The 19,697-nt window shown below is 50.1% G+C and carries 20 protein-coding genes; 10 read left to right on the top strand and 10 right to left on the bottom strand.

The genetic code is table 11. From position 1 onward, the window contains the following. Positions 1-525: 525 nt before the first annotated feature. Positions 526-1,422, top strand: coding sequence for a DNA/RNA non-specific endonuclease (locus D479_RS01660; protein WP_008632936.1), 897 nt, complete (start codon positions 526-528; stop codon positions 1,420-1,422). A 94-nt stretch (positions 1,423-1,516) separates the two neighbouring features. On the opposite strand, the gene D479_RS01655 is transcribed toward D479_RS01660, so the two are convergent. After that, on the bottom strand, positions 1,517-1,735 hold the full coding sequence (locus D479_RS01655; RefSeq protein WP_008632935.1) for a hypothetical protein: 219 nt from the start codon (positions 1,733-1,735) through the stop codon (positions 1,517-1,519). Positions 1,736-1,748: 13 nt separating this feature from the next. Next, positions 1,749-2,366, bottom strand: coding sequence for a hypothetical protein (locus D479_RS01650; protein WP_008632934.1), 618 nt, complete (start codon positions 2,364-2,366; stop codon positions 1,749-1,751). A 277-nt stretch (positions 2,367-2,643) separates the two neighbouring features. Here D479_RS01650 and D479_RS01645 point away from each other — a divergent pair, with 277 nt between their 5' ends. After that, positions 2,644-4,221 (top strand): BCCT family transporter, encoded by a 1,578-nt coding sequence (locus D479_RS01645; RefSeq protein WP_008632933.1) that lies wholly within the window; start codon positions 2,644-2,646, stop codon positions 4,219-4,221. A 91-nt stretch (positions 4,222-4,312) separates the two neighbouring features. On the opposite strand, the gene D479_RS01640 is transcribed toward D479_RS01645, so the two are convergent. After that, a complete protein-coding gene (locus D479_RS01640; protein ID WP_008632932.1) occupies positions 4,313-5,800 on the bottom strand; it encodes a gluconokinase in 1,488 nt (495 codons plus the stop codon). Positions 5,801-5,974: 174 nt separating this feature from the next. On the opposite strand from D479_RS01640, the gene D479_RS01635 reads away from it, so the two are divergent. Continuing rightward, complete coding sequence (locus D479_RS01635; RefSeq protein WP_008632931.1) at positions 5,975-6,871, top strand: AEC family transporter; 897 nt, start codon at positions 5,975-5,977, stop codon at positions 6,869-6,871. Between the two features lie 295 nt (positions 6,872-7,166). Here D479_RS01635 and D479_RS01630 read toward each other — a convergent pair whose 3' ends face one another. Genes D479_RS01630 through D479_RS20410 form a run of 3 tightly spaced genes read right to left on the bottom strand, consistent with a single transcriptional unit; the run spans position 7,167 to position 8,206 of the window. Further along, positions 7,167-7,373: a hypothetical protein gene (locus D479_RS01630; protein ID WP_008632930.1), complete on the bottom strand. Its 207-nt coding sequence runs from the start codon at positions 7,371-7,373 to the stop codon at positions 7,167-7,169. A 17-nt stretch (positions 7,374-7,390) separates the two neighbouring features. Beyond that, positions 7,391-7,675, bottom strand: coding sequence for a hypothetical protein (locus D479_RS01625; protein WP_008632929.1), 285 nt, complete (start codon positions 7,673-7,675; stop codon positions 7,391-7,393). A 36-nt stretch (positions 7,676-7,711) separates the two neighbouring features. Continuing rightward, on the bottom strand, positions 7,712-8,206 hold the full coding sequence (locus D479_RS20410; protein WP_193743853.1) for a sigma-70 family RNA polymerase sigma factor: 495 nt from the start codon (positions 8,204-8,206) through the stop codon (positions 7,712-7,714). Positions 8,207-8,379: 173 nt separating this feature from the next. On the opposite strand from D479_RS20410, the gene D479_RS01615 reads away from it, so the two are divergent. Further along, positions 8,380-8,871 (top strand): sigma-70 family RNA polymerase sigma factor, encoded by a 492-nt coding sequence (locus D479_RS01615; RefSeq protein WP_008632927.1) that lies wholly within the window; start codon positions 8,380-8,382, stop codon positions 8,869-8,871. Positions 8,872-8,910: 39 nt separating this feature from the next. Here the strand turns inward: D479_RS01615 and D479_RS01610 are convergent, their stop codons facing one another. Further along, positions 8,911-9,288, bottom strand: a complete 378-nt coding sequence (locus D479_RS01610) for a hypothetical protein (RefSeq protein WP_008632926.1) — start codon at positions 9,286-9,288, stop codon at positions 8,911-8,913. Between the two features lie 160 nt (positions 9,289-9,448). Here D479_RS01610 and D479_RS01605 point away from each other — a divergent pair, with 160 nt between their 5' ends. Next, positions 9,449-9,949 carry a VanZ family protein gene (locus tag D479_RS01605; protein ID WP_241210901.1) on the top strand — a complete coding sequence of 167 codons (501 nt, stop codon included), beginning with the start codon at positions 9,449-9,451 and terminating at the stop codon, positions 9,947-9,949. A 304-nt stretch (positions 9,950-10,253) separates the two neighbouring features. On the opposite strand, the gene thrB is transcribed toward D479_RS01605, so the two are convergent. From thrB to D479_RS01590, 3 genes are read right to left on the bottom strand one after another with little or no spacing between them, the layout of a single operon-like run. After that, the gene (gene thrB / locus D479_RS01600; protein ID WP_008632922.1) at positions 10,254-11,171 is read right to left on the bottom strand and encodes a homoserine kinase; all 918 of its coding nucleotides are present in this window, start codon (positions 11,169-11,171) and stop codon (positions 10,254-10,256) included. Next, positions 11,168-12,223 (bottom strand): threonine synthase, encoded by a 1,056-nt coding sequence (gene thrC / locus D479_RS01595; protein WP_008632920.1) that lies wholly within the window; start codon positions 12,221-12,223, stop codon positions 11,168-11,170. Before thrC ends, thrB begins: the two co-directional genes overlap by 4 nt. Position 12,224: 1 nt before the next feature. Beyond that, the gene (locus tag D479_RS01590) at positions 12,225-13,517 is read right to left on the bottom strand and encodes a homoserine dehydrogenase (RefSeq protein ID WP_008632919.1); all 1,293 of its coding nucleotides are present in this window, start codon (positions 13,515-13,517) and stop codon (positions 12,225-12,227) included. Between the two features lie 398 nt (positions 13,518-13,915). Between D479_RS01590 and D479_RS01585 the strand changes: the two genes are divergently transcribed. From D479_RS01585 to D479_RS01565, 5 genes are all read left to right on the top strand, one after another. Then, entirely contained in the window at positions 13,916-14,155 is a 240-nt protein-coding gene (locus tag D479_RS01585) for a hypothetical protein (RefSeq protein WP_008632917.1), read from the top strand. A 155-nt stretch (positions 14,156-14,310) separates the two neighbouring features. Further along, on the top strand, positions 14,311-15,300 hold the full coding sequence (locus tag D479_RS01580; RefSeq protein WP_008632915.1) for a LacI family DNA-binding transcriptional regulator: 990 nt from the start codon (positions 14,311-14,313) through the stop codon (positions 15,298-15,300). 153 nt (positions 15,301-15,453) lie between these two features. After that, complete coding sequence (locus D479_RS01575; protein ID WP_008632913.1) at positions 15,454-16,851, top strand: sucrose-specific PTS transporter subunit IIBC; 1,398 nt, start codon at positions 15,454-15,456, stop codon at positions 16,849-16,851. 155 nt (positions 16,852-17,006) lie between these two features. Further along, positions 17,007-17,963, top strand: coding sequence for a mannose-6-phosphate isomerase, class I (gene manA, locus D479_RS01570; RefSeq protein WP_008632910.1), 957 nt, complete (start codon positions 17,007-17,009; stop codon positions 17,961-17,963). A gap of 21 nt (positions 17,964-17,984) precedes the next feature. Further along, the gene (locus D479_RS01565) at positions 17,985-19,691 is read left to right on the top strand and encodes a phospho-sugar mutase (RefSeq protein WP_008632908.1); all 1,707 of its coding nucleotides are present in this window, start codon (positions 17,985-17,987) and stop codon (positions 19,689-19,691) included. The last annotated feature ends 6 nt before the right edge of the window (positions 19,692-19,697 follow it).

Below are 19,697 nucleotides of genomic sequence, written 5' to 3'. Positions count from 1 at the left end.
GAATTATCGATGTCGAGTTCTTCGGAAAGTCCTCGTATACTGATGTTTTCGTTTTGATATCTCCACACAATGCTTAACTTTTCTTCTTTACTCCATTTATTCATAGAAATGCCCCCTGAATATTGTCCAATATTCAGGGGGCATTTCACTCCGCTCTTCCGGGGTCTCTCCAGTCTCGCTGTTCCCGCAGGAGTCTCCGCCCTGCCCTCCAATCTCCGGCTGGATGAGAGGAGTCCTGTGAATTCGAATGTTCGTGCTTAGAGGTATCAGCCGGCGCCGTGTTGTTCGTCTGTTAATGGAACGGGCATCGCTGGAAGGAAAATGGGGAACGTTGCTTTTTCTTATGTTAGGGTTCACTATGTAAAAGGGGCATTCGATTAGTAAGAGGAATACATAATGTGAAAGGAACGGGCGCAAGGAAACAGGTCTTATAAGCACTTGATCTTTTTTTCTAATCTGCAATCAGCTGTTTGTTTAACAAGGGCGGGCGTCTATTGCAAAAAAACTTAAATAGGAGGGTCTGAAATGAAAGAGAAAGCAAAGTTTTTTATCGTACTTTTCCTGTTTTTCTTTATCACTGGATGTGCAAATGTTGAAGATACATCTATGAAAGAGGAAGGGACGGATCAGCAGGAAGAAACGGCCTCGGCGGTTGTTGATCAAGATACGTCCGAAACGAATGATGCACCGTTTGAAGGATACGAACTCCTTGAGGTGGACGGCGGGGATCTAAGCGGGGAAAGGGAATCGAACGTTGTCGTAGACATAGGGTTTGGTGACAGAGAGTACTGGGCATTTACGAATGAGCATGGTCAATTAGTAAGAGTCGTTGCGGACGAAATTATTCTCCAGGATGATGACAAAGAACCTGTCTTATCCAGTGGTAGATATTTTTCGGACGAAGCGAAAGTACCAGGTGTCGAAAGTGATGTGTTAGACGAAGGTCATGTTATTGCAGACTCTTTGGGAGGGGTGTCTAATGCTTATAATATTACCCCTCAGGAAAGTACGCTGAACCGTCATGGCGACCAATCGTACATGGAGAATATGATAAGCAAAGCCGGAGGCGCAACTAACTTTGAAGCCGTGATTTTGTACCCGGATACGGACACGCAGATCCCTTCTGAGTATCAATATACTTACACGATAAACGGCAGCGAGGTTGTAGACACTTTCGAAAATGTCAACCCGGATGAAGTCAATGAGTCGTTGGGTTTAACAGGGGACAGCGAACCTTCGAATGCGGAGGACAGCTCTCGTTCCATGGAAGAAGGGGATGTTTCGAGCATTGATACGAACGGCAATGGTCAAGTAACCATTCAAGAAGCGAAAGACGCCGGTTTCAGCATGCCGATCACGGACGATCATTGGTTGTATCCGTACATGAGAGATAATGATGGGGATGGGATGGTTGGAGAATAATAATTAAATTATAGTAAGTATTTAAAAGCCGGTCCTCTTAAATCAAGGGAGCCGGCTTTTTGACTTTGAGAGTCCAATTAAGTAAAGCACTCTTTTAACCAAGCTTGTTTTTGATTTCTCTCAATTCCTTAAGTATTTCATTTTGTAATTCCATTCTTTTTTCATTTTGCTCCATTATTTTAGCGTAATCCTTGTGGGTTTCCTCTTTAAAAGACGAAACGTCCTTGAATTGCTTCCGAATTCTTTTTATAGCTAAAAAAATTAGAAAAGAAGGAATTAGGATAATGGCAGAATAAAAGAGGATGGCTTCCATGACATTCACCTACTTAGAAAGTAATATCCACATCTATATCTTCTCCCAGGGGCTCTTCGTCACTATTTTGGGGAGCTTGGATATGGAGGGTTAATTCATTAATATCATCAACATCTGATTCTTCCAGGAAGAATGTGAAGACTCTAATTAACTCATTTTCACCGAGTACACCTTTGTTTAGACCATCACTCATAAAAGCATTTGGAGAGCTTATTTCCTCTCCTGTATTTGTGGCTAATGATAAATGTTCACGGGTGAATGAAATATCTTCATTGGAAGTAGATACTTTTGTCCCAATGGCGACATATTCCACATCTTCTCTTCCGATGTTTTTGATTACTGTTTCATCTGTGTATGTACCACTTACTAAACTCACATCATTAATTTTAATGGATAGAGGACCAGATTCATATGTACCTAAATCTCTTTTTAATTCAACCATTTCAAATGTACCTTGACTGTTTTCAACTACTTTATTTTGTTGATTGTCATTTCCATTATCTTCTTCATTAGTTTCTTTTTTCTCTGTGTTCTCTTCCACAGTTTGTGAATCGGTGGATCCGGCATCACTGTTACTGCATCCAACTAATAGAAAAGGCAAGAGAATGGTCATAAAGATTATTTTTTTCAAGAAGTTCACCTCCTGTAGTTATTTGGAATTCCACTCTATCAAAAATCTATAGAAGGAACAAATTCTCTGACAAAAGCAGGGACTCGGACACTAAAAAACAATAAGAATGTTCCATTACAGATTGAACATGGGCTGTTCGTAAAAAAAATTCATATAAGGATCCTTCGGCAAAAAAATAGTAAAAAACCTTTTTATTATTCCGTTATAGCATATTTATCAGCGGGTAGAGGGGAGTAGACCCGTTAAGAAAAAAGGGGAATAAGATTAGGAGGATTCGATGAAAAGCAAGAGATTGGTGGATTATAAGATTTTTGTGCCGTCGCTTCTTATGATGGCGGCGGTCAGTGTTCCATTCGTCCTCTTTGAAGAAGAGTCACTGAAATGGTTAAACGCTGTTTTTGATTACATAGTAAATATGTTCGGCTGGGGGTACTTGTGGTACGGAATCCTGATAACGGGGGCGGCGCTTTATTTTTCCTTCTCCAAGTATGGGAAGGTCGTCCTCGGTGACCCGCAGGAAAAGCCGCGATTATCGCTGTTTTCTTATGCAGCCATCCTGATTGCCATGGGGGTGGGCTCGACGATCATGCGGACGGGAATGCTGCAGTGGACGTCGGTTGCGAACGATCCGCCGGCAGGAGTGGAGGCCGGTTCACCGGAATCCCTGTTGTGGGGAAACGCCTACAGCATGTTCCTCTGGGGCTTCCAAGTGTTTGCGATCTTCGTCATGATTGCCCCGGCGATGGGGTATATCCTGCATGTAAAAAAACGGCCGCTCCTGCGGATATCAGAAGCGTGCCGCTCCCTGTTTGGAGACCGCTTCACAGAAGGCATCGGCGGTAAGCTCCTCGATATGCTGTTTCTGGTCAGCATCCTTGCCGGCGCCGCGGTGACACTCGGGTTGGGAGCACCGATCATAACACAGAATTTATCTCATTTATTGAACATTCCCGTCACCTTTACGCTGACGCTGATCGTTACGATCATCTGGGTCTTTTTGTTTTCCTTAAGTGCATATTTAGGTGTTGAAAAAGGGATCAAACGACTCAGTACGTGGAACATGTACCTTGCCGGAATCTTTGCGGTCTTCGTTCTGGTTGCCGGGCCTGGAGTGTTCATCCTGAATTATTTCTCGGACAGTGTCTCTTTCCTCGTTTCCAACTATTTGAACCTGTCTCTGAATACTGACTCGGCCCATCAGGGCGGTGCCTCCCATATCCAGAGCAACACGGTCTTCTGGTTCGCCTACAGTGCGACATGGGCTATGCTGCACAGCGTGTTTGCAGCGAAGATTTCGAGGGGGAGGACGATCAAGGAAATGATCCTTACCTACCTTTTGGCACCGACAGCCCTTTCATGGGTCGCTACGGGGGTTCTCGGCGGCTTAGGCGTGCACCGCTATTTATCCGGTGATCTGTCTGTGCTTGAGCTTGTTGAAGAAAAGGACCGGATGGCTGCCATTCCGGATATTTTGGCAACGCTGCCGTTTGGAAATATCGCAATCGTTATCTTTATGATCGTCGCCCTTATTTTCCTGACGACAACGCTCGATTCGACGACGTACACGGTTGCTGCTTATACAAGTACCCGTGATATGAGCCGGTTCGAACCGCCGCGGGTCCTGCGTATCCTTATCGCAGCTATTATCACCGTCTTCGCTCTCATCCTGATGCGTGTCGGCGGCCTCGCTCCGCTGAACGTCGTGTCGGGGTTGATGGGGCTGCCGATCATTCTTGTCCAGTTCCTGCTCGTTTATGCAGCGAAGCGGATGATGGACGAAGATAAGGCGTGGATGTATAACGTCCATAAACAGGACCATCAGGAAGCAGCCAGGAAACAGAGAGTGAACGGATAAAAGGGCGTTTGGAGGTTATTAGCCTCGTATCTCGGATGAAGGCTTAAAATGATAAATCCCCGCTCGGGAATCCTGAGCGGGGATTTATCATTTATGACAGCTGGTGAAGACGGAAGAAGTCGTCCTGCAGCTTGCCGGAGACCGATTGGTAGACGTCGAAGAGTTTCTTGTATGTCTCATGACGTTCGGGATCGGGCGTATAGTGCTCCTGCATCGGAATGGAATCCTTGATCGCCTCCAAGCTGTCCGTAAGCCCCAGGGCATAGAGAGCGACCCAGGCAGCACCCCAAGCAGAGCTCTGGTGACTGACGGGAATGTCGATTCGTTTGTTGAACATATCGGCGACCATCTGCACCCATAACGGCGAGCGGGCGAATCCTCCGCTTGCAAAGATGCGGTCATGACTGTTTCCAAGGCGCTCGAGGGCGCTTGCGATATGCAGCACCGAGAAGAGTACACCTTCCATAGCGGCACGGGTCATGTGCTCCTTGCGGTGGTTCGGCGTCAGACCGATGAAGGATCCTTTCGCTTCCGCCTGCCAAAAGGGAGCGCGTTCCCCATTCAAGTACGGCAGGAACAGCAGGTTGTCTGCACCCGGGGCGACCGATCCGGCAAGCTCCGTCAGCTCTTCGATCGACATTTCTTCACCTTTGTTTTCGAACAGGCGCTGGACCCATTGAAGAACGAGGCCGCCGTTGTTGGAAGGACCGCCTGTAATCCAAAGGTCATCAGAGAAACGGTAGGAGAAGATCTCCTGTTTTTCGTCAAGAAGCGGCTCCTTCGAGAACTGGCGGATCGCACCGCTTGTACCGATTGTGATGGCTGTTTCTCCCGGCTGGATGGCGCCGATACCGAGATTGGCAAGCGGACCGTCGCTTCCGCCGATGACGAATGGGGTGGAGGACTTCAAGCCTGCTTTCTCTGCGATGGCTGCATCCATGCCTTCCATCGTGTAGGTCGGCGGCACGGGGGAGAAAAGCTGTTCTTCGCTGATGCCGGCGATTGCAAGTGTCTCCTCATCCCATTCGTTGCTGTGGATGTTATAAAGGCCTGTCGCAGCGGCGACCGAGTAATCGACGACTTTCTCGCCGAACCAGCGGTAGAGCAGGAATTCCTTCACAGAAATATAATAAGCGGCCTGTCCACACGGTTCATACCCGTTCTCCTTCATCCAAACGAGCTTGGAGAGCGGAGACATCGGGTGAAGCGGCGTGCCTGTCCGCAAATAGACGTCGGGATGTTCTTCCTTCAGGTGTGACGCCTGTTCCGAGCTGCGGGCGTCCGCCCAGATGATGGAAGGCGACAAGGGAGCTCCGCTTTCATCGGTACAGATCAGGGAATGCATAGCCGAGGAGAGACCGACACCGACGATCTTATCGGCGTCGAGTCCGGCGACGCTGAGACGGATCGATTCCAGCGCTGCCTTTTCGATCACAAGCGGGTCCTGTTCGGCATAGCCGACCTGCGGGTGATGGAGCGGGTATGCAACTTCATGCTCTGCGACGACGTGTCCATTTTCCTCGAACACGACGGATTTGCTGCTTGTCGTACCTAAATCTAAGCCTATGACGTAATTCATTTCTGACTTCCTTTCTATATGAGAACGATTTCAATAACTCTATCATCTATTGTAAACGATAACATTTCCAATTCATAGGGAGCAAGAAATTTTCCTCATTCCAAAGCTAACAAGGGCCGATATTTCTGATAAACTAGTAGAGTTCTAGTATTTAACAGACAGGGTGGTTATATAATGGCAATTTTCTTTCAGGTAGTACTTCCTGTCGTACTGATCTTCTGTACCGGGTTCGTCCTACAAAAAGTACTGCGCCTCGAAATCAAGTCGATTTCGACGGTCGCTCTCTATATCATGCTTCCGTGTCTCGTCTTCAAGACGTTCTACGAAGCGACATTTGACCGCGATTACTTCCTGATGGTCCTTTTCTCGGTGTTTCTGTTGATCGCCATCCTCGCTGTCAACAAAATCGGGGCAAAGGTGCTCCGCTACGATACACCGACGGAAAGCGGGCTGATTTTATCCACGGCTTTTATGAACGCCGGGAATTACGGGGCGCCGATTGTCCTGTTCGCCTTCGGAGAGCAGGGCTTCGTTTATTCTATCTCGTTCATGGTGCTTCAGCAGATCGTCATGAATTTCTTCGGCGTCTATTACGCAGCAAAGGGAACAGCCGGCATCACCATGGCTTTGAAGCAGGTGGCCAAAATGCCGCCGACGCATGCGATCTGGCTCGCACTCGTGTTCAAATATACGCCGCTTTCGATTTCCGATAATATCATGTCGAGTATCGAGCTCGTCGGGAACGCCCAGATTCCGACCGTCATGATCCTGCTCGGGATGCAGCTTGCCAACATCACCGTGAAGAACCTGGCCTGGGACAAAGTCTCCTATGCGGTTTCGGTCCGGCTGCTTGTCTCCCCGCTTATCGCCTGGGCGCTGACGGTGATCCTGCCGATGGGGGATCTGATGGCGAACGTGTTGATCGTATCGGCAGCCATGCCTTCTGCGGCTACGACGACGATGTATGCCGTCCAGTTCGATTCGAAGCCTGAACTTGTCTCAAGCATCACGCTCATGACCACGCTCCTAAGCGTCGTCACTATCCCGATCGTTCTCAATATACTGACGTAAAGGGTATTTTGATAAAATAACGTGGCGAGAGCGGGCTGCGGAAAAGGTGGCGCTTTCCGCGGGGCGGCCGCTGAGCCTCATCATCGCGTTGCTCTTCCGGGGTCTCACCTGTGCCACACCTCCCGCAGGAGTCTTTCATGCCGAGGTTTACACAAGTGGAGATGGTGTTTTAAAGCTGTATAACTTTTTCAGAAAAGCCCATTGTCTTGAGTTCGATTTGGTTATTATATTTAAACGAAGTTTTTACACAAACGGAAAAAAGCCCCCGTTCCATTCGGACGGGGGCTTTTCGTATTTAAGACGGCGTCTTTTCCTTGTCTTCTTTCCTCGACTTCAAGAACATATAAATATTCGTGAAAAACAGCGCGATCGCAACGATCATGCTGAACGACGACAGCTCAATCATATCGGTGAACCATCCAAGGATGATGAAGATTAGAAAAAACGCTGCAAAGCCTAGATGAAACATAAACTCTTCCTTTCCATCATTCGTCCCTGCCATTATAACATCTTCCGGACTCAGTCCGGTGCATACATGTAGAAACGGTAGACCGTGAATTCATTGCCGACTTCGATGTTGTAGGATTCGATCGGTAATTCAGAATAAAGCAGTCCGTCTGCCTGCTCGACGGATATGTGGGTGACGTACTCCTTCGTTTCCATGATGGGGATGGGGTAGGGATTGACGATTTCGACCATCCATTCATACGCGAGCCGCTCCAGGAAAGCGTGAGTGAACGTAGTCGGTGTATCGTCCAGCCAAATCTTGGTGAGAGGAGATAGAGATCGAGTGGAAGCTTCCAATGCTGATTCCTCCGTTTTCCGTTGGATTTAGTGGATTTATTTTCCCTTTCTATTACAAGTATAAACGAGGATAGAAGCAGAGGATAGTTTCTCGCGCAAACTTTTGCGGAGGCGGAGGACGGTCGATTCGCTTTTGCCGATCTTTCCCGCAATTTCATAGGTCCGGTAGCCTGCCATCGCAAGCAGGCAGGTGCTTTGTTCCAGTGCGGTGAGGTCAGCGTGAAGGGAGAGATCAAGCAGGAACATCCGGTCATGGAGGTCGTTTTTCGGATGAGGGAAAGGGGGATGCTGGGTTGTGGAAATCAGCTGCAGCCGGCGCTTGGACTGGAGATGGCTGAGGAGCTTCCAGGAGAGATGGTGGAAATAGTAGGTGGAGAACTTGCCTCGGGAAGAATCGTAGGTTTCTTCACAGTGTTTGTAGATGAAATAGGCCTCCTGGCAGTAGTCTTCATAAGGCTCGGGAATCTTGTAGCGGTGAAGGATTTGGTAGACGAGGTTTTGACAGCAGAAAAACGAGGGGATGTGGCTCATTTTACACTCCTTTCTACCTATCATTATCTTCCATTTCATAGGAAAAGGAAAGCGAAAATGGAAGTTTAACAGCTTTTTTCAGTTGAAAATCAAGAAATTGATAGGTACATGACACCAAAAATCCATTTTTAACGATTATAGTATGAACGTTAAAAAATGGAAGGGGTGGCACTGTGATCGATGAGCAATTCAGTCAGTTGGTTGCGGATAGTAAGAAGCTGATTCATTATCACATCCGAAGGCTTCACATCATGGATAGGAACGGGGATTTTTTTGCAGAAGGGATGGTGGCGGTGTGGAACGCCTCCCGGACGTATGATCCGGCGGCGGGTAAGTGGGAGACGTATCTCAGCTGGAAGATCAGGAACGCGCTGATCGATCTCATCCGCAAAGATTCCCGGACACAGGAAAAAGAGACGCTGTGCCGGCGCAGTTTAAGCAGCACGGACGCGTCTCTGTGGGAAGATGTAATAGAAGATGAGTACTTCTGGATTCAAGTGCGGAATCCGCTGACGGACAATCAGTGGAAATGGGTCTATCATCATTTCATTCACGATCGTTCGCTTAAGCAGATCGCCTGTCTGGAAGGGGTGACGATCGATGCGGTGAAGAATTGGGGAAGACATGCAAGAAGGAAGCTGAAGGGGCTGAAGCTTGAGGCATAAAAGCCCTGAAGAACGCGTCCCCAGGACTTTCGTGCGCGTTTATCGATCAATCGTGATGTTAATTTTAGTAAGGCCGAGTGCACGTGCCGCTTTGATCATCTTCGCTGCCTCTTGCTCTGCGTCCTGGATGTGGATATCATTTCTTGAGATGCTTAGTGCTGTCCCGCCAGACAACAGGTTCGTATTCTCTTTCGGTTCTTCCTTGATCGTGAATACAGGTGCCTGATTCAGCTCCGCATTCATTTCCTCTTGACGGATACGGTTGACGCGTCCGCGGATTTTACGACCATGGTAAACGACGCTCGCATAAGGACAGCCTGTCTCCTGAGCGATTTCCCGGTAGTTTTTATCTGTCTCCCCGATCAAACGCTTCACTTCTGCAAGGTCGTAATCGTATTGTTTACTCTTCTTTGCCATGTTGAATCCCCCTTTTCTTTCTCTAGTTACCATTGTATACAAATTCTATCGTCATTAATAGTACTATATATAAATCTTTTGATACAAATTTCATTCTATTGCTTAAATGGGGTTTTATTGTAAAATGTTGATATATCAAATAAATAGAGTGATAGAAAGTGTGAATAAGTTGTCAAAAAATAATAAGTTCTGGGTCATACCCGCGCTCCTCGTCATGGGGGTTATTTTTTACAGTTCGGCGACGCCGTATGGAGATCAGGACCTGCGTCCATCGTTGATGTCCTACCTTCCTCTAGACGCGATGAAGCCTGTTCTTGAGCCGATTGATTTCATGTACCACGGCAAGCCGGTGAACTTGGAAAGTCACGGGCCGGCTGGGCTTGTGGAATTCTTGATCCGAAAAGCGGCACATGTGACGGTGTTTCTTCTGTTGATGGTGACGTCGTTTCTCGCATTACATAAGCTGACGAGTCTGCGGCTTTTGCCGAAGCTTGGAGCAGCGTTTGTGATTACGGTGCTGTACGCTTCGTTTGATGAGTTTCATCAGTCGTTGACGCCGGACCGGACGCCTTACATCGGGGATGTGGTGCTGGACAGCTTCGGAGGTTTGATTGGTGCGCTGCTTATTTTGGTCATTTGGCGGTTTGGGAAGCGGGCTTAGGGTTTTTTTCAGCCGCCGGGGGGCTGCGCTTTCCGCCTTGATTAACCCACCTACAATAAAGGATAAAAAAAACCGAACGGCGTCCACCTTTGAATAAAGGGATCGCGTTCGGTTTTTTATTAGCTTTAAGTTTAACCAGCTGATGATTGGAGGGCAGGGCGAAGACTCCTGCGGGAAAAGCGAGACAGGGGAGACCCCGGAAGAGCGGAGCTCAGAGGAGGCTCGCCGGCCGCCCGCGGAAAGCGCAGCCCTGCCCGGAAATCATCAGCGGCTAAACAGCTAAACAGCTAAACAGCTAAACCATTTAACAGTGCTTCGCTTCGGTCTGTTTGTGGACGGTGACGCCTGTCAGGTGAGCTTGGAGCGGCTCGACCTGGAAGTCTGCAAGCTCTTGCTTCAGGCGTGCCGCTTTCGCTTCGTCCCACTCGTCGAAGAGAGCGAGCATCGTCGGGCCTGCGCCGCTGATATAGAAGCCGAGAGCTCCTGCGTCTGTGGTCGCTTTCTCAACGTCAGTGAAGCCCGGAATGAGAGCCTGGCGGTAAGGCTGGTGCCAGCGGTCGCTCTTCATCATCCGGCCGGCAAGCTCCCAGTTCTTCGTCGCAAGCGCTGCGACGAGTACGTTGGCACTGCCGCTGTTATTGACGGCTTCTTTGTAAGGAAGCTCGACAGGCAGAAGACCGCGGGCTTTCTCTGTCTTCAAATGGTAGTTCGGAATGACGGCGAGCCACGTCAAATCGTCCAGTCCATCGGTGAAGTGGACGTAATCAAGAGCGCCGTTATCGTAATTGGATACCATGATACCGCCGTAGATCGCCGGGCCGACATTGTCGGGATGCCCTTCAATCTCACAGGCGATCTTGAATTTATCATAATCGCTCAAACGAAGATCGAGCAGCTGGTTGGCAAGTTCGATGCCGCCGACGACCGCTGTCGAGGAACTTCCGAGCCCGCGGGCGATCGGAACGTCGTTCGTCATCGTCACATGCGTCGGAGGCAGGGAATCGTGTCCATGGACCTTGGCTGTATGGAGCGCCGTTTGATAGACGAGATTCGTTTTGCCGGCCGGGATATAAGGCTGGTCTTCTTCGGGAACAGCAAAGTGCCATTCATCGGCCGGACGGCAGTCGAGCGTGACGAACTTCGTTAAGGCGATGCCGACAGAGTCGAATCCAGGCCCGAGGTTCGCGGATGTCGCGGGAACCTGGATCTGGAAGCGGGTCATGATTGGACTCCTGTGACCGCCGATGCGAAGACTTCATAATCGTTTTCAATAAGGGTCGGTTTGACCGGGCTGTGCTGGATCGCTGTCGTCGGGTCCTTGAGTCCGTTTCCTGTCAGGACGTGGACGATTTTCGAGCCTTGCGGAATCGTGCCGTCTTTTACTTTCTTGATCATGCCGGCGATGGAAGCACAGGAGGCAGGCTCCGCGAAGACGCCTTCCTTCTCGGCCAGCAGCTGATACGCTTCGATGATTTCTTCATCTGTCACTTCATCGATCAGGCCGTTCGATTCATCACGCGCCTCAATCGCTTTGTCCCAACTTGCCGGGTTTCCGATCCGGATGGCTGTCGCAAGCGTCTCCGGATTGTCGATGACCTGGTTGCGGACGATGGCGGCAGAACCGCTCGCTTCAAAGCCCATCATTTTAGGAAGGCCGGTCTGTTTCGTTTCGTTATATTCCTTGAAACCTTTCCAGTAGGCCGTAATGTTACCGGCGTTGCCGACAGGGATGCTCAGAATATCCGGAGCACCGCCGAGGACGTCACAGATTTCGAAAGCGGCTGTCTTCTGGCCTTCGATCCGGTATGGGTTGACCGAGTTTACAAGCGTCACCGGTTCTGTTTCGGCGATTTTACGTACCATGCGAAGGGCGTCGTCGAAGTTTCCTTTGATAGCAAAAATCTCTGCTCCGTACATAACGGCCTGGGCCAGTTTACCTTCGGCGATTTTCCCGTCCGGGATAACGACGATGCAGCGGAGGCCGGCGCGTGCCGCAAAGGCAGCAGCAGCTGCGGATGTGTTACCGGTCGAGGCACAGATGACCGCCTCGGAGCCTTCTTCGATCGCTTTTGCCATCGCCATCACCATGCCGCGGTCCTTGAACGATCCGGTCGGGTTCAACCCTTCGAATTTCACATAGCCTTCGATGCCGAGATCCTGAGAAATCGTTGGAATCGGAATCAGCGGTGTGTTTCCTTCATACAACGTCAATGCCGGTGTCTTATCTGTAACGGGAAGAAACTCTCCGTATTGTTCAATTAGTCCTTTCCACATATCATTCGCCCCCTTCTACGCGGTAGACGCTGTCGATGCCCTGCACCGAATCCAGGTCCTGCAAATCGCGTAGTGCTTTCTCAAAGTCTTCTTCGCTTACCTGATGAGTGACCATCATCAATTCCCGTTGGCCTTCCTCGGCCGCTGCACGCTGGGTGAACTGATCGAAAGAAATATCGTATTCTGCGAAAATGTTCGTCAAATCTCTCAACATGCCTGCTTTGTCATCGACATGAAGACGGATGTATTTCTTCGCAAGCTGTTCCTTCTTCGTTTTCACCTGCTTTGCGAACTGCGGCTGCACGTAAGAGGTGCCGGTCGTACCGAGACGGATGTTCTTCAATACGGAAATCAAATCGGCGACGACTGCCGTAGCCGTCGGCAGCTTGCCTGCGCCCGGTCCGTAGAACATCGTTTCTCCGACTGCGTCTCCGTAGACGTAGACGGCGTTGAATTCATCATTTACCGATGCGAGCGGATGCTGAGCCGGCAGAAGGGTCGGCTCGACGCTTACGGATACACCGTTATGATCGCTCTCCGCAATACCGATCAGCTTGATGCGGTAGCCCATTTCCTGGGCGAAGTTGATATCATCAATAGAAATGCCGCGGATTCCTTTGACATGCACATCTTCCAAATGGAACGGCATCGAGAAGCCCAAGATGGAAAGGATCGTCATTTTCCTTGCAGCATCCAGTCCATCGACATCCGCTGTCGGATCTGCTTCTGCGAACCCAAGCTCCTGCGCTTCCTTCAATACGCTGTCGAAGTCGACGCCTTCATTCGCCATTTTCGTCATAATGAAGTTCGTCGTTCCGTTCACGATCCCCATCATCTTCGTGATCCGATCGGAGGACAATCCATCCATGATGCTGCGGATGATCGGAATACCGCCTGCAACACTCGCTTCATAATAAAGGTCGCAGTTATGACGCTGGCAGGCAGCGAACAGCTCCGCACCGTGCTGGGCGACAAGGTCTTTGTTCGCTGTCACGATATGCTTGCCGTGCTCGATCGCTTCCAGCAGTACAGCTAATGTGTGATCGATACCACCCATCACCTCTATGACGACATCAATATCCGGATCTCTCGTAATGTCTTCATAGCGATCCGTGAGCTTCGTTTCGGAAGGCAGCTCGCGCGGTTTATCCAAATCGTGGACGAGTACCGACTTGATGGTGACATCGCACCCTGTCTTATGTTCGATACGTTCTTTATGATCGCGCAGGATCTCTATGACACCGCTCCCGACCGTGCCTAATCCCAATAATCCTACGGTAATGGTTTTCTTCATCGTTCACACTCCCCTGTCCATCTGAAATATACATGTTTCTTTATATAAAGGACATTGTAACGGAAAGGCATAGTAAGTACAAGAGTGAATTATCCGACGATTCCGCAGGGTTCGAGCCGGTTTACACCCGTCTTCGGGAACAGATGCGACTGCTTCGACCGTTCCCAAGTTTTTCTCCGTCTTTTTCCTATATAAAAGAAAAAAAAGAATGAAAAGAAAAAGAGGCCTATAACGGGAATTTGATTACAAAATTCTGACAATATCAACACTTCGACCGCGACATGCCCGCCAAACCCGGGATATAAGGATATCGAAAGGTCTTGACTGGAAACAAAAGGTAGATTATAAAGGAAAGGAAGCGTAAGAAAAAAGAACTAGATAATTAAGGGGGATACGTTATGTCATGGTTTAGTTTGCAATTGCCGGGTCCGCTGCAGAAATACGAGCGGGTCATCCGTTCTGTCATCAAGGAGCTTGGGATTGACGGATGGGAAGAAGAGTATATTGAAGAGGGCGTCGGCGTAGTTATGCGCATGGAAAAGGAACAGGCCGGCACAGAACCGCAGGTACTCCACGAAACGACCGTGTACCACATCCTCAAAGACCATTTCTGCCAATCATTAGACAGCCACTCTTAATCTCTTCGGTCAATCCGTCCCCGGGAAGCTCCTTTCCGGGGACTTTCCATGTCTTCGCTGTCCGACTTTCCCCCTAAAAATTGTCTATCTCTGGACAACGGCTTCATATTTCTCTACGATGATAAATGAAAAGGATTCCATGGAGGATGAAAGCAATGACTACAATCAATGATATAGCACAAATGGCGAACGTTTCCCGGACGACGGTATCACGCGCATTGAACGACAGCGGATATGTCAGTGAAGAGGCGAGGGAGCGGATTATGAAGATCGTCGAAGAAACCGGTTACATACCGAGTCAGTCTGCCAAGTCGCTGCGGACGAAGCGCTCTGGTGTCATCGGTGTCATTCTGCCGCGGTTAAGTACAGAAACATCGACCCGTGTCGTAAACGGGATCAATGAAATTTTATCTAAAGAAGGATTCCAAATCCTGCTTACGAATACAGAGCTTGATGAAAAGAAGGAAATCGAATACATCCGCCTTTTGAAAAGTCGTAATGTTGACGGCATCATCCTGCTTGCGACGAACGTCAATGACGCGTTGATCCAGGCGATTCAGGATACGGATGTCCCCTTCCTTGCTATCGGCCAGGAGCTTCCCGGTGTGACGTCGATCGTCTATGACGACTACCATGCTGCAGGGGATGTGACGAACATGCTGATCCAGAAGGGGCATGAACAGATTGCGTTTATCGGCGTGGGAGAAGACGATCCTGCTGTCGGCCGTGTGAGAAAACAGGCGTATAGAGATAGAATGAAAGAAAACGGCCTGACCATTAAAGAAGATTGGGTGACAGAGGGCGATTTCAGTGTGGAATCCGGGTATGAAGCGATGAAGCGGATCCTCCGTGCCAGTAAAGGAACGAAGCCTACGGCTGTGTTCGCGGTGACGGATCGGATGGCGATCGGTGCGATGGAGTATTTGAAGGAGCAGGGCTATTCGATCCCGGAAGACATGGCTGTTGCCGGCATCGGGGCATCGATGATGTCGAAGCACGTGACCCCGTCCCTTACTACCGTCGACTATTTCAACAAAGAAGCTGGGAGGAAAGCGGCGAGCGTATTGCTCCAGAAATTAAAAAAAGAAAATTTAAATAAAAAAATGGAGTTAACGTATAGACTAATAGTCCGAGATAGTGTATAGTCCTAATTGAAAACGCAATCATGTAATCGTTCACACACGAGTTACACCTGGTTATAAACATCAATTTCATTAGCAATTATTCACTATCTAAATTTTTTTATGAAATGTGTAATCGATTACACGTGCACACTAAAACCCGAAAGGAGAATTACCATGGCAGATAACGCTCAAATTGCAAGAGACGTCATCAAAGCAGCTGGTGGTCAGGAGAACATCGCCTCTGTCGCCCACTGTGCGACACGGCTGCGGATCATGCTTCATGACAAGGAGAAAGCGGACATTTCTTCCATTGAAGAAATCGATAAAGTGAAAGGTGCTTTCTATAACTCTGGTCAGCTGCAGGTCATCTTCGGTACTGGTACCGTCAACCGTATTTATGAAGAAGTGATGAAACAAGAGGTACAGGGAGCTACGAAGGAAGAAGTGAAGCAGGAAGCGAAGAAACAGGGGAACTCATTCCAGCGTGCGATCCGTACGTTCGGAGACGTCTTCGTACCGATCATTCCGGCCCTCGTTGCCACTGGTCTGTTCATGGGACTGCGGGGACTTCTGACACAAGAAGCGATTCTCGCGTTCTTCGGTCTCACGCCTGAAAGCATTCCGGAGAACTTCATCCTGTTCACCCAGGTCCTTACCGATACGGCCTTCGTGTTCCTGCCGGCGCTTGTCGCCTGGTCGACCTTCCGGGTGTTCGGAGGCAGTCCGATACTAGGGATCGTCATCGGACTCATGCTCGTATCACCGGCGCTGCCTAATGCTTGGGCTGTTGCCGACGGAAGTGCAGAACCGCTTGAGTTCTTCGGCTTCATTCCGGTAACCGGCTATCAAGGGTCCGTCCTTCCGGCATTCATCACCGGTATCGTCGGGGCGAAACTGGAGAAAGCCTTGAGAAAAAGGATTCCGGAAGCACTCGATCTTATTCTTACACCATTCTTAGTGCTTTTGATCATGATCACGCTTGCTATGTTCATCATCGGACCTGTGTTCCATATTGTTGAAAACGGTATCTTTGAAGCGACGCTGTGGGTCTTGGAACTTCCGCTTGGTATCAGTGGACTGATCATCGGTGGACTTCACCAGGTCATCGTTATCACCGGGGTACACCACATCTTCAACCTGCTTGAGATACAGTTGCTTGACCGCGTTGGTTCAAACGCGTTCAACCCGCTGATCACAGCAGCGATCGCTGCCCAGGGTGGCGCGGCGCTTGCAGTCGGCTTGAAGACGAAGAAGAAGAAAATGAAAGCATTGGCGCTGCCATCCGCTTTGTCCGCGTTCCTCGGTATCACCGAGCCCGCGATCTTCGGTGTCAACCTGCGCTACATGAAGCCGTTCATCATGGGTCTCATCGGTGGAGCCGTCGGTGGTTTCTTCGCCTCCATCACAGGCTTGAAGGCTTCCGGTATGGCGATCACGGTAATCCCGGGATCCCTGCTGTACCTGGACAGCTCCTTCATCTTCTACTTGCTGACGAACATCATCGCCATCGGTGTCGCCTTCGGATTGACGTGGGCGTTCGGATTCAATGATAAGATGCTGGAAGATAAATAAGCCCTTTTTATAAGAAGGAAAAAATCCGGACATCTTCCGCATTCTGAACAGAGTGCCGGACGATGCTCCGGATTTTTTCTTGAGCAGAAAGGCGGCCCTTCTGGATCGGCCGCTATGGTACAATAGTGTTAAAAAACTGGAAAGAGGTGCAGCGAATGTACAACGAACCGATTTATTTAGAGCCGGCGTTCAAGGAACGGCTCTGGGGTGGAACGAAGCTTGAAGAAATCTTCCATTATAAGATCCCGTCCGACTATACCGGAGAAGCGTGGTGTATTTCCGGGCATAAGAACGGGCCGAATACGATCAAGAACGGACCTCTGGAAGGAAAGACGCTTCGGGAAGCGTGGGACAGCCATCGTGAGCTGTTCGCCGGAGAAGAAGGCGAAGAATTCCCGCTGCTCGTGAAGATTCTGGATTCGAAGAAGGACCTCTCCGTCCAGGTGCATCCGGACGATACATATGCACGTGAAGTGGAAGGGGAGAACTACGGCAAGACCGAGTGCTGGTATGTGCTCGACTGTGAGGAAGGCTCGGAAATTATTTTCGGACATCATGCCTCGAATAAACAGGAATTTGAAGCAATGGTGGCGAATGGAGAATGGGGGGACTTATTACGAACCATTGAAGTGAAGCCCGGAGACTTCTTTTACGTACCGAGCGGGACGATCCACGCGATCGGAGCGGGGATTCAGATCTTGGAAACCCAGCAGAGCTCGGACATCACGTACCGCGTCTACGACTATGATCGTGTCGGGCAGGACGGCAACAAGCGCGAGCTGCACCTCGATAAGTCGATCGAAGTGACGACGGTTCCGCATGTCGACCCTGAAATCGAGCGCACGCAGTTCTACCAGGAGGATCTGCGGAAAGAGAGACTCGTCGAAGAGAAGTATTTCTCCGTCTATCGCTGGGACCTGGAAGGCGAATGTAAAGGACTCACCCCGGAACCTTATGTACTATTGAGTGTCATCGACGGGACAGGGGAAGTGATCGTGGAGGGCCGCTCGTATCCATTCAAGAAAGGCGACCACCTGATCATCCCGGCGACCGTCAAGACATTCGATTTAAAAGGAAACGCTTCCTTGATCGTTTCCAACTCAAATAAATAACAAACCAGAGGAGTGTCGCGTATGTGGAAAGAGCAGTACGAACGATGGAAAGAATTCAAAGGACTGGATGCCGAGCTTTCAACGAAGCTTGGAGAATTGTCAGAAGATGAACAGTCCCTGGAGGATGCATTCTACAAAGACTTGGAATTCGGAACGGGAGGCATGCGCGGAAAGCTCGGACCGGGAACGAACCGCATGAACATCTATACCGTCCGTAAAGCGGCAGAAGGCCTTGCTGCTTACGTCAACGATCAAGGTATGTCGAAGAAAGGCGTCGCCATCGCATACGACTCCCGCTACATGTCCAAAGAGTTCGCAGTCGAAACGGCACGCGTCCTCGGAGCACACGGCATTCCATCCTACGTATTCACTTCCTTACGACCGACACCGGAATTGTCGTTCGCTGTCCGTCATCTCGGCGCAGCAGCAGGCGTCGTCGTGACGGCAAGCCACAACCCGCCGGAATACAACGGCTTCAAAGCCTACAACGAAGACGGCGGCCAGCTGCCACCGGAACAGGCGGAGATCATGATCGATTTCGTCAACAAAGTCGAGAACGAACTGGAAGTCGACGCAGCCGATCAGAAGGAATTGGAAGAGAACGGCCTTCTGCGCTGGATCGATGAAGAGGTCGATCAAGCCTACTTGAAAGCGTTGGAATCCGTCACCGTCCAGAAAGAGATCGATAAGGATCTGTCGCTCGTCTTCACACCGCTGCACGGAACGGCCCGCCACCTTGTGGAAAAAGGATTGGCGCAGAGTGGTTTCACATCCGTCCATATCGTGGAAGAACAGGCCAAACCGGATCCGGAATTCTCCACCGTCGCTTCTCCGAACCCGGAAGAGCATCAGGCGTTCGAAATCGCCATCGAACAGGGCAAAGCGATTGGTGCGGATCTCCTGCTTGCGACAGACCCGGATGCCGACCGTCTCGGCGTCGCCGTACCAGATGAGAACGGGGAATACCAGGTGCTGACAGGGAACCAGACCGGCGCCCTCATGCTCGATTACATCCTCGGCCAGTCGGCAGAAATTCCGAAGAACGGCCGCATGATCAAGACGATCGTGACCTCCGAATTCGGCCGCGTCATCGCCGATTCTTACGGCATCAGCTCCCTTGATACACTGACAGGCTTTAAATTCATCGGTGAGAAGATCCGCGAGTACGAGCAGACGAAGGAACACACCTTCCTCTTCGGTTATGAAGAGAGCTACGGCTACCTTGTCAAAGACTTCGCCCGCGACAAAGATGCCGTCCAGTCGGCTGTCTTGATCGCTGAAGTCGGCGCTTACTATAAGAACCAGGGCAAGACGCTTCTGGATGCGTTGAACGATCTGTACGAGAAGCACGGCTTCTTCCTGGAAGGGCTCCAGTCCATGAAGCTCGAAGGAAAAGCAGGTGCGGACACGATCCAGACGATCATGAACGACTTCCGCGAAGCGGATATCACGGAAGCAGGCGGCAAGAAGGTCGTGGCTGTCGAAGACTACAGCACGTCCATCCGCCGCGACGTCGAAAGCGGCAGCGAAGAACACATCGACCTGCCGGCATCGAACGTCGTGAAGTTCATTCTGGAGGACGACTGCTGGTTCTGTCTCCGCCCGTCCGGAACCGAACCGAAAATCAAATTCTACTACGGCGTGAAATCCGGAGCGAAAGCCGACAGCGAAGCACTGCTTGAAGCAGTCAAAGCAACTGTCAACGAACGCCTCCACGCGCTTATCTAAATACAA

It is taken from the genome of Halobacillus sp. BAB-2008 (assembly GCF_000328325.1).
GTDB lineage: Bacteria > Bacillota > Bacilli > Bacillales > Halobacillaceae > Halobacillus.
Note: the sequence above shows the minus strand (reverse complement) of the source record. Positions and strands in the feature narration are given on the sequence as shown.

Excerpts from the sequence above, each read along its gene's own strand:
- manA (WP_008632910.1), top strand. The coding sequence starts at position 17,007 with ATGTACAACGAACCGATTTATTTAGAGCCGGCGTTCAAGGAACGGCTC.
- D479_RS01590 (WP_008632919.1), bottom strand. The coding sequence starts at position 13,517 with ATGAAGAAAACCATTACCGTAGGATTATTGGGATTAGGCACGGTCGGG.
- D479_RS01580 (WP_008632915.1), top strand. The coding sequence starts at position 14,311 with ATGACTACAATCAATGATATAGCACAAATGGCGAACGTTTCCCGGACG.
- D479_RS01640 (WP_008632932.1), bottom strand. The coding sequence starts at position 5,800 with ATGAATTACGTCATAGGCTTAGATTTAGGTACGACAAGCAGCAAATCC.
- D479_RS01660 (WP_008632936.1), top strand. The coding sequence starts at position 526 with ATGAAAGAGAAAGCAAAGTTTTTTATCGTACTTTTCCTGTTTTTCTTT.
- D479_RS01575 (WP_008632913.1), top strand. The coding sequence starts at position 15,454 with ATGGCAGATAACGCTCAAATTGCAAGAGACGTCATCAAAGCAGCTGGT.
- D479_RS01610 (WP_008632926.1), bottom strand. The coding sequence starts at position 9,288 with ATGGCAAAGAAGAGTAAACAATACGATTACGACCTTGCAGAAGTGAAG.
- D479_RS01655 (WP_008632935.1), bottom strand. The coding sequence starts at position 1,735 with ATGGAAGCCATCCTCTTTTATTCTGCCATTATCCTAATTCCTTCTTTT.
- thrC (WP_008632920.1), bottom strand. The coding sequence starts at position 12,223 with ATGTGGAAAGGACTAATTGAACAATACGGAGAGTTTCTTCCCGTTACA.
- D479_RS01585 (WP_008632917.1), top strand. The coding sequence starts at position 13,916 with ATGTCATGGTTTAGTTTGCAATTGCCGGGTCCGCTGCAGAAATACGAG.
- thrB (WP_008632922.1), bottom strand. The coding sequence starts at position 11,171 with ATGACCCGCTTCCAGATCCAGGTTCCCGCGACATCCGCGAACCTCGGG.
- D479_RS01635 (WP_008632931.1), top strand. The coding sequence starts at position 5,975 with ATGGCAATTTTCTTTCAGGTAGTACTTCCTGTCGTACTGATCTTCTGT.
- D479_RS20410 (WP_193743853.1), bottom strand. The coding sequence starts at position 8,206 with ATGAGCCACATCCCCTCGTTTTTCTGCTGTCAAAACCTCGTCTACCAA.
- D479_RS01645 (WP_008632933.1), top strand. The coding sequence starts at position 2,644 with ATGAAAAGCAAGAGATTGGTGGATTATAAGATTTTTGTGCCGTCGCTT.
- D479_RS01630 (WP_008632930.1), bottom strand. The coding sequence starts at position 7,373 with ATGGCAGGGACGAATGATGGAAAGGAAGAGTTTATGTTTCATCTAGGC.
- D479_RS01565 (WP_008632908.1), top strand. The coding sequence starts at position 17,985 with ATGTGGAAAGAGCAGTACGAACGATGGAAAGAATTCAAAGGACTGGAT.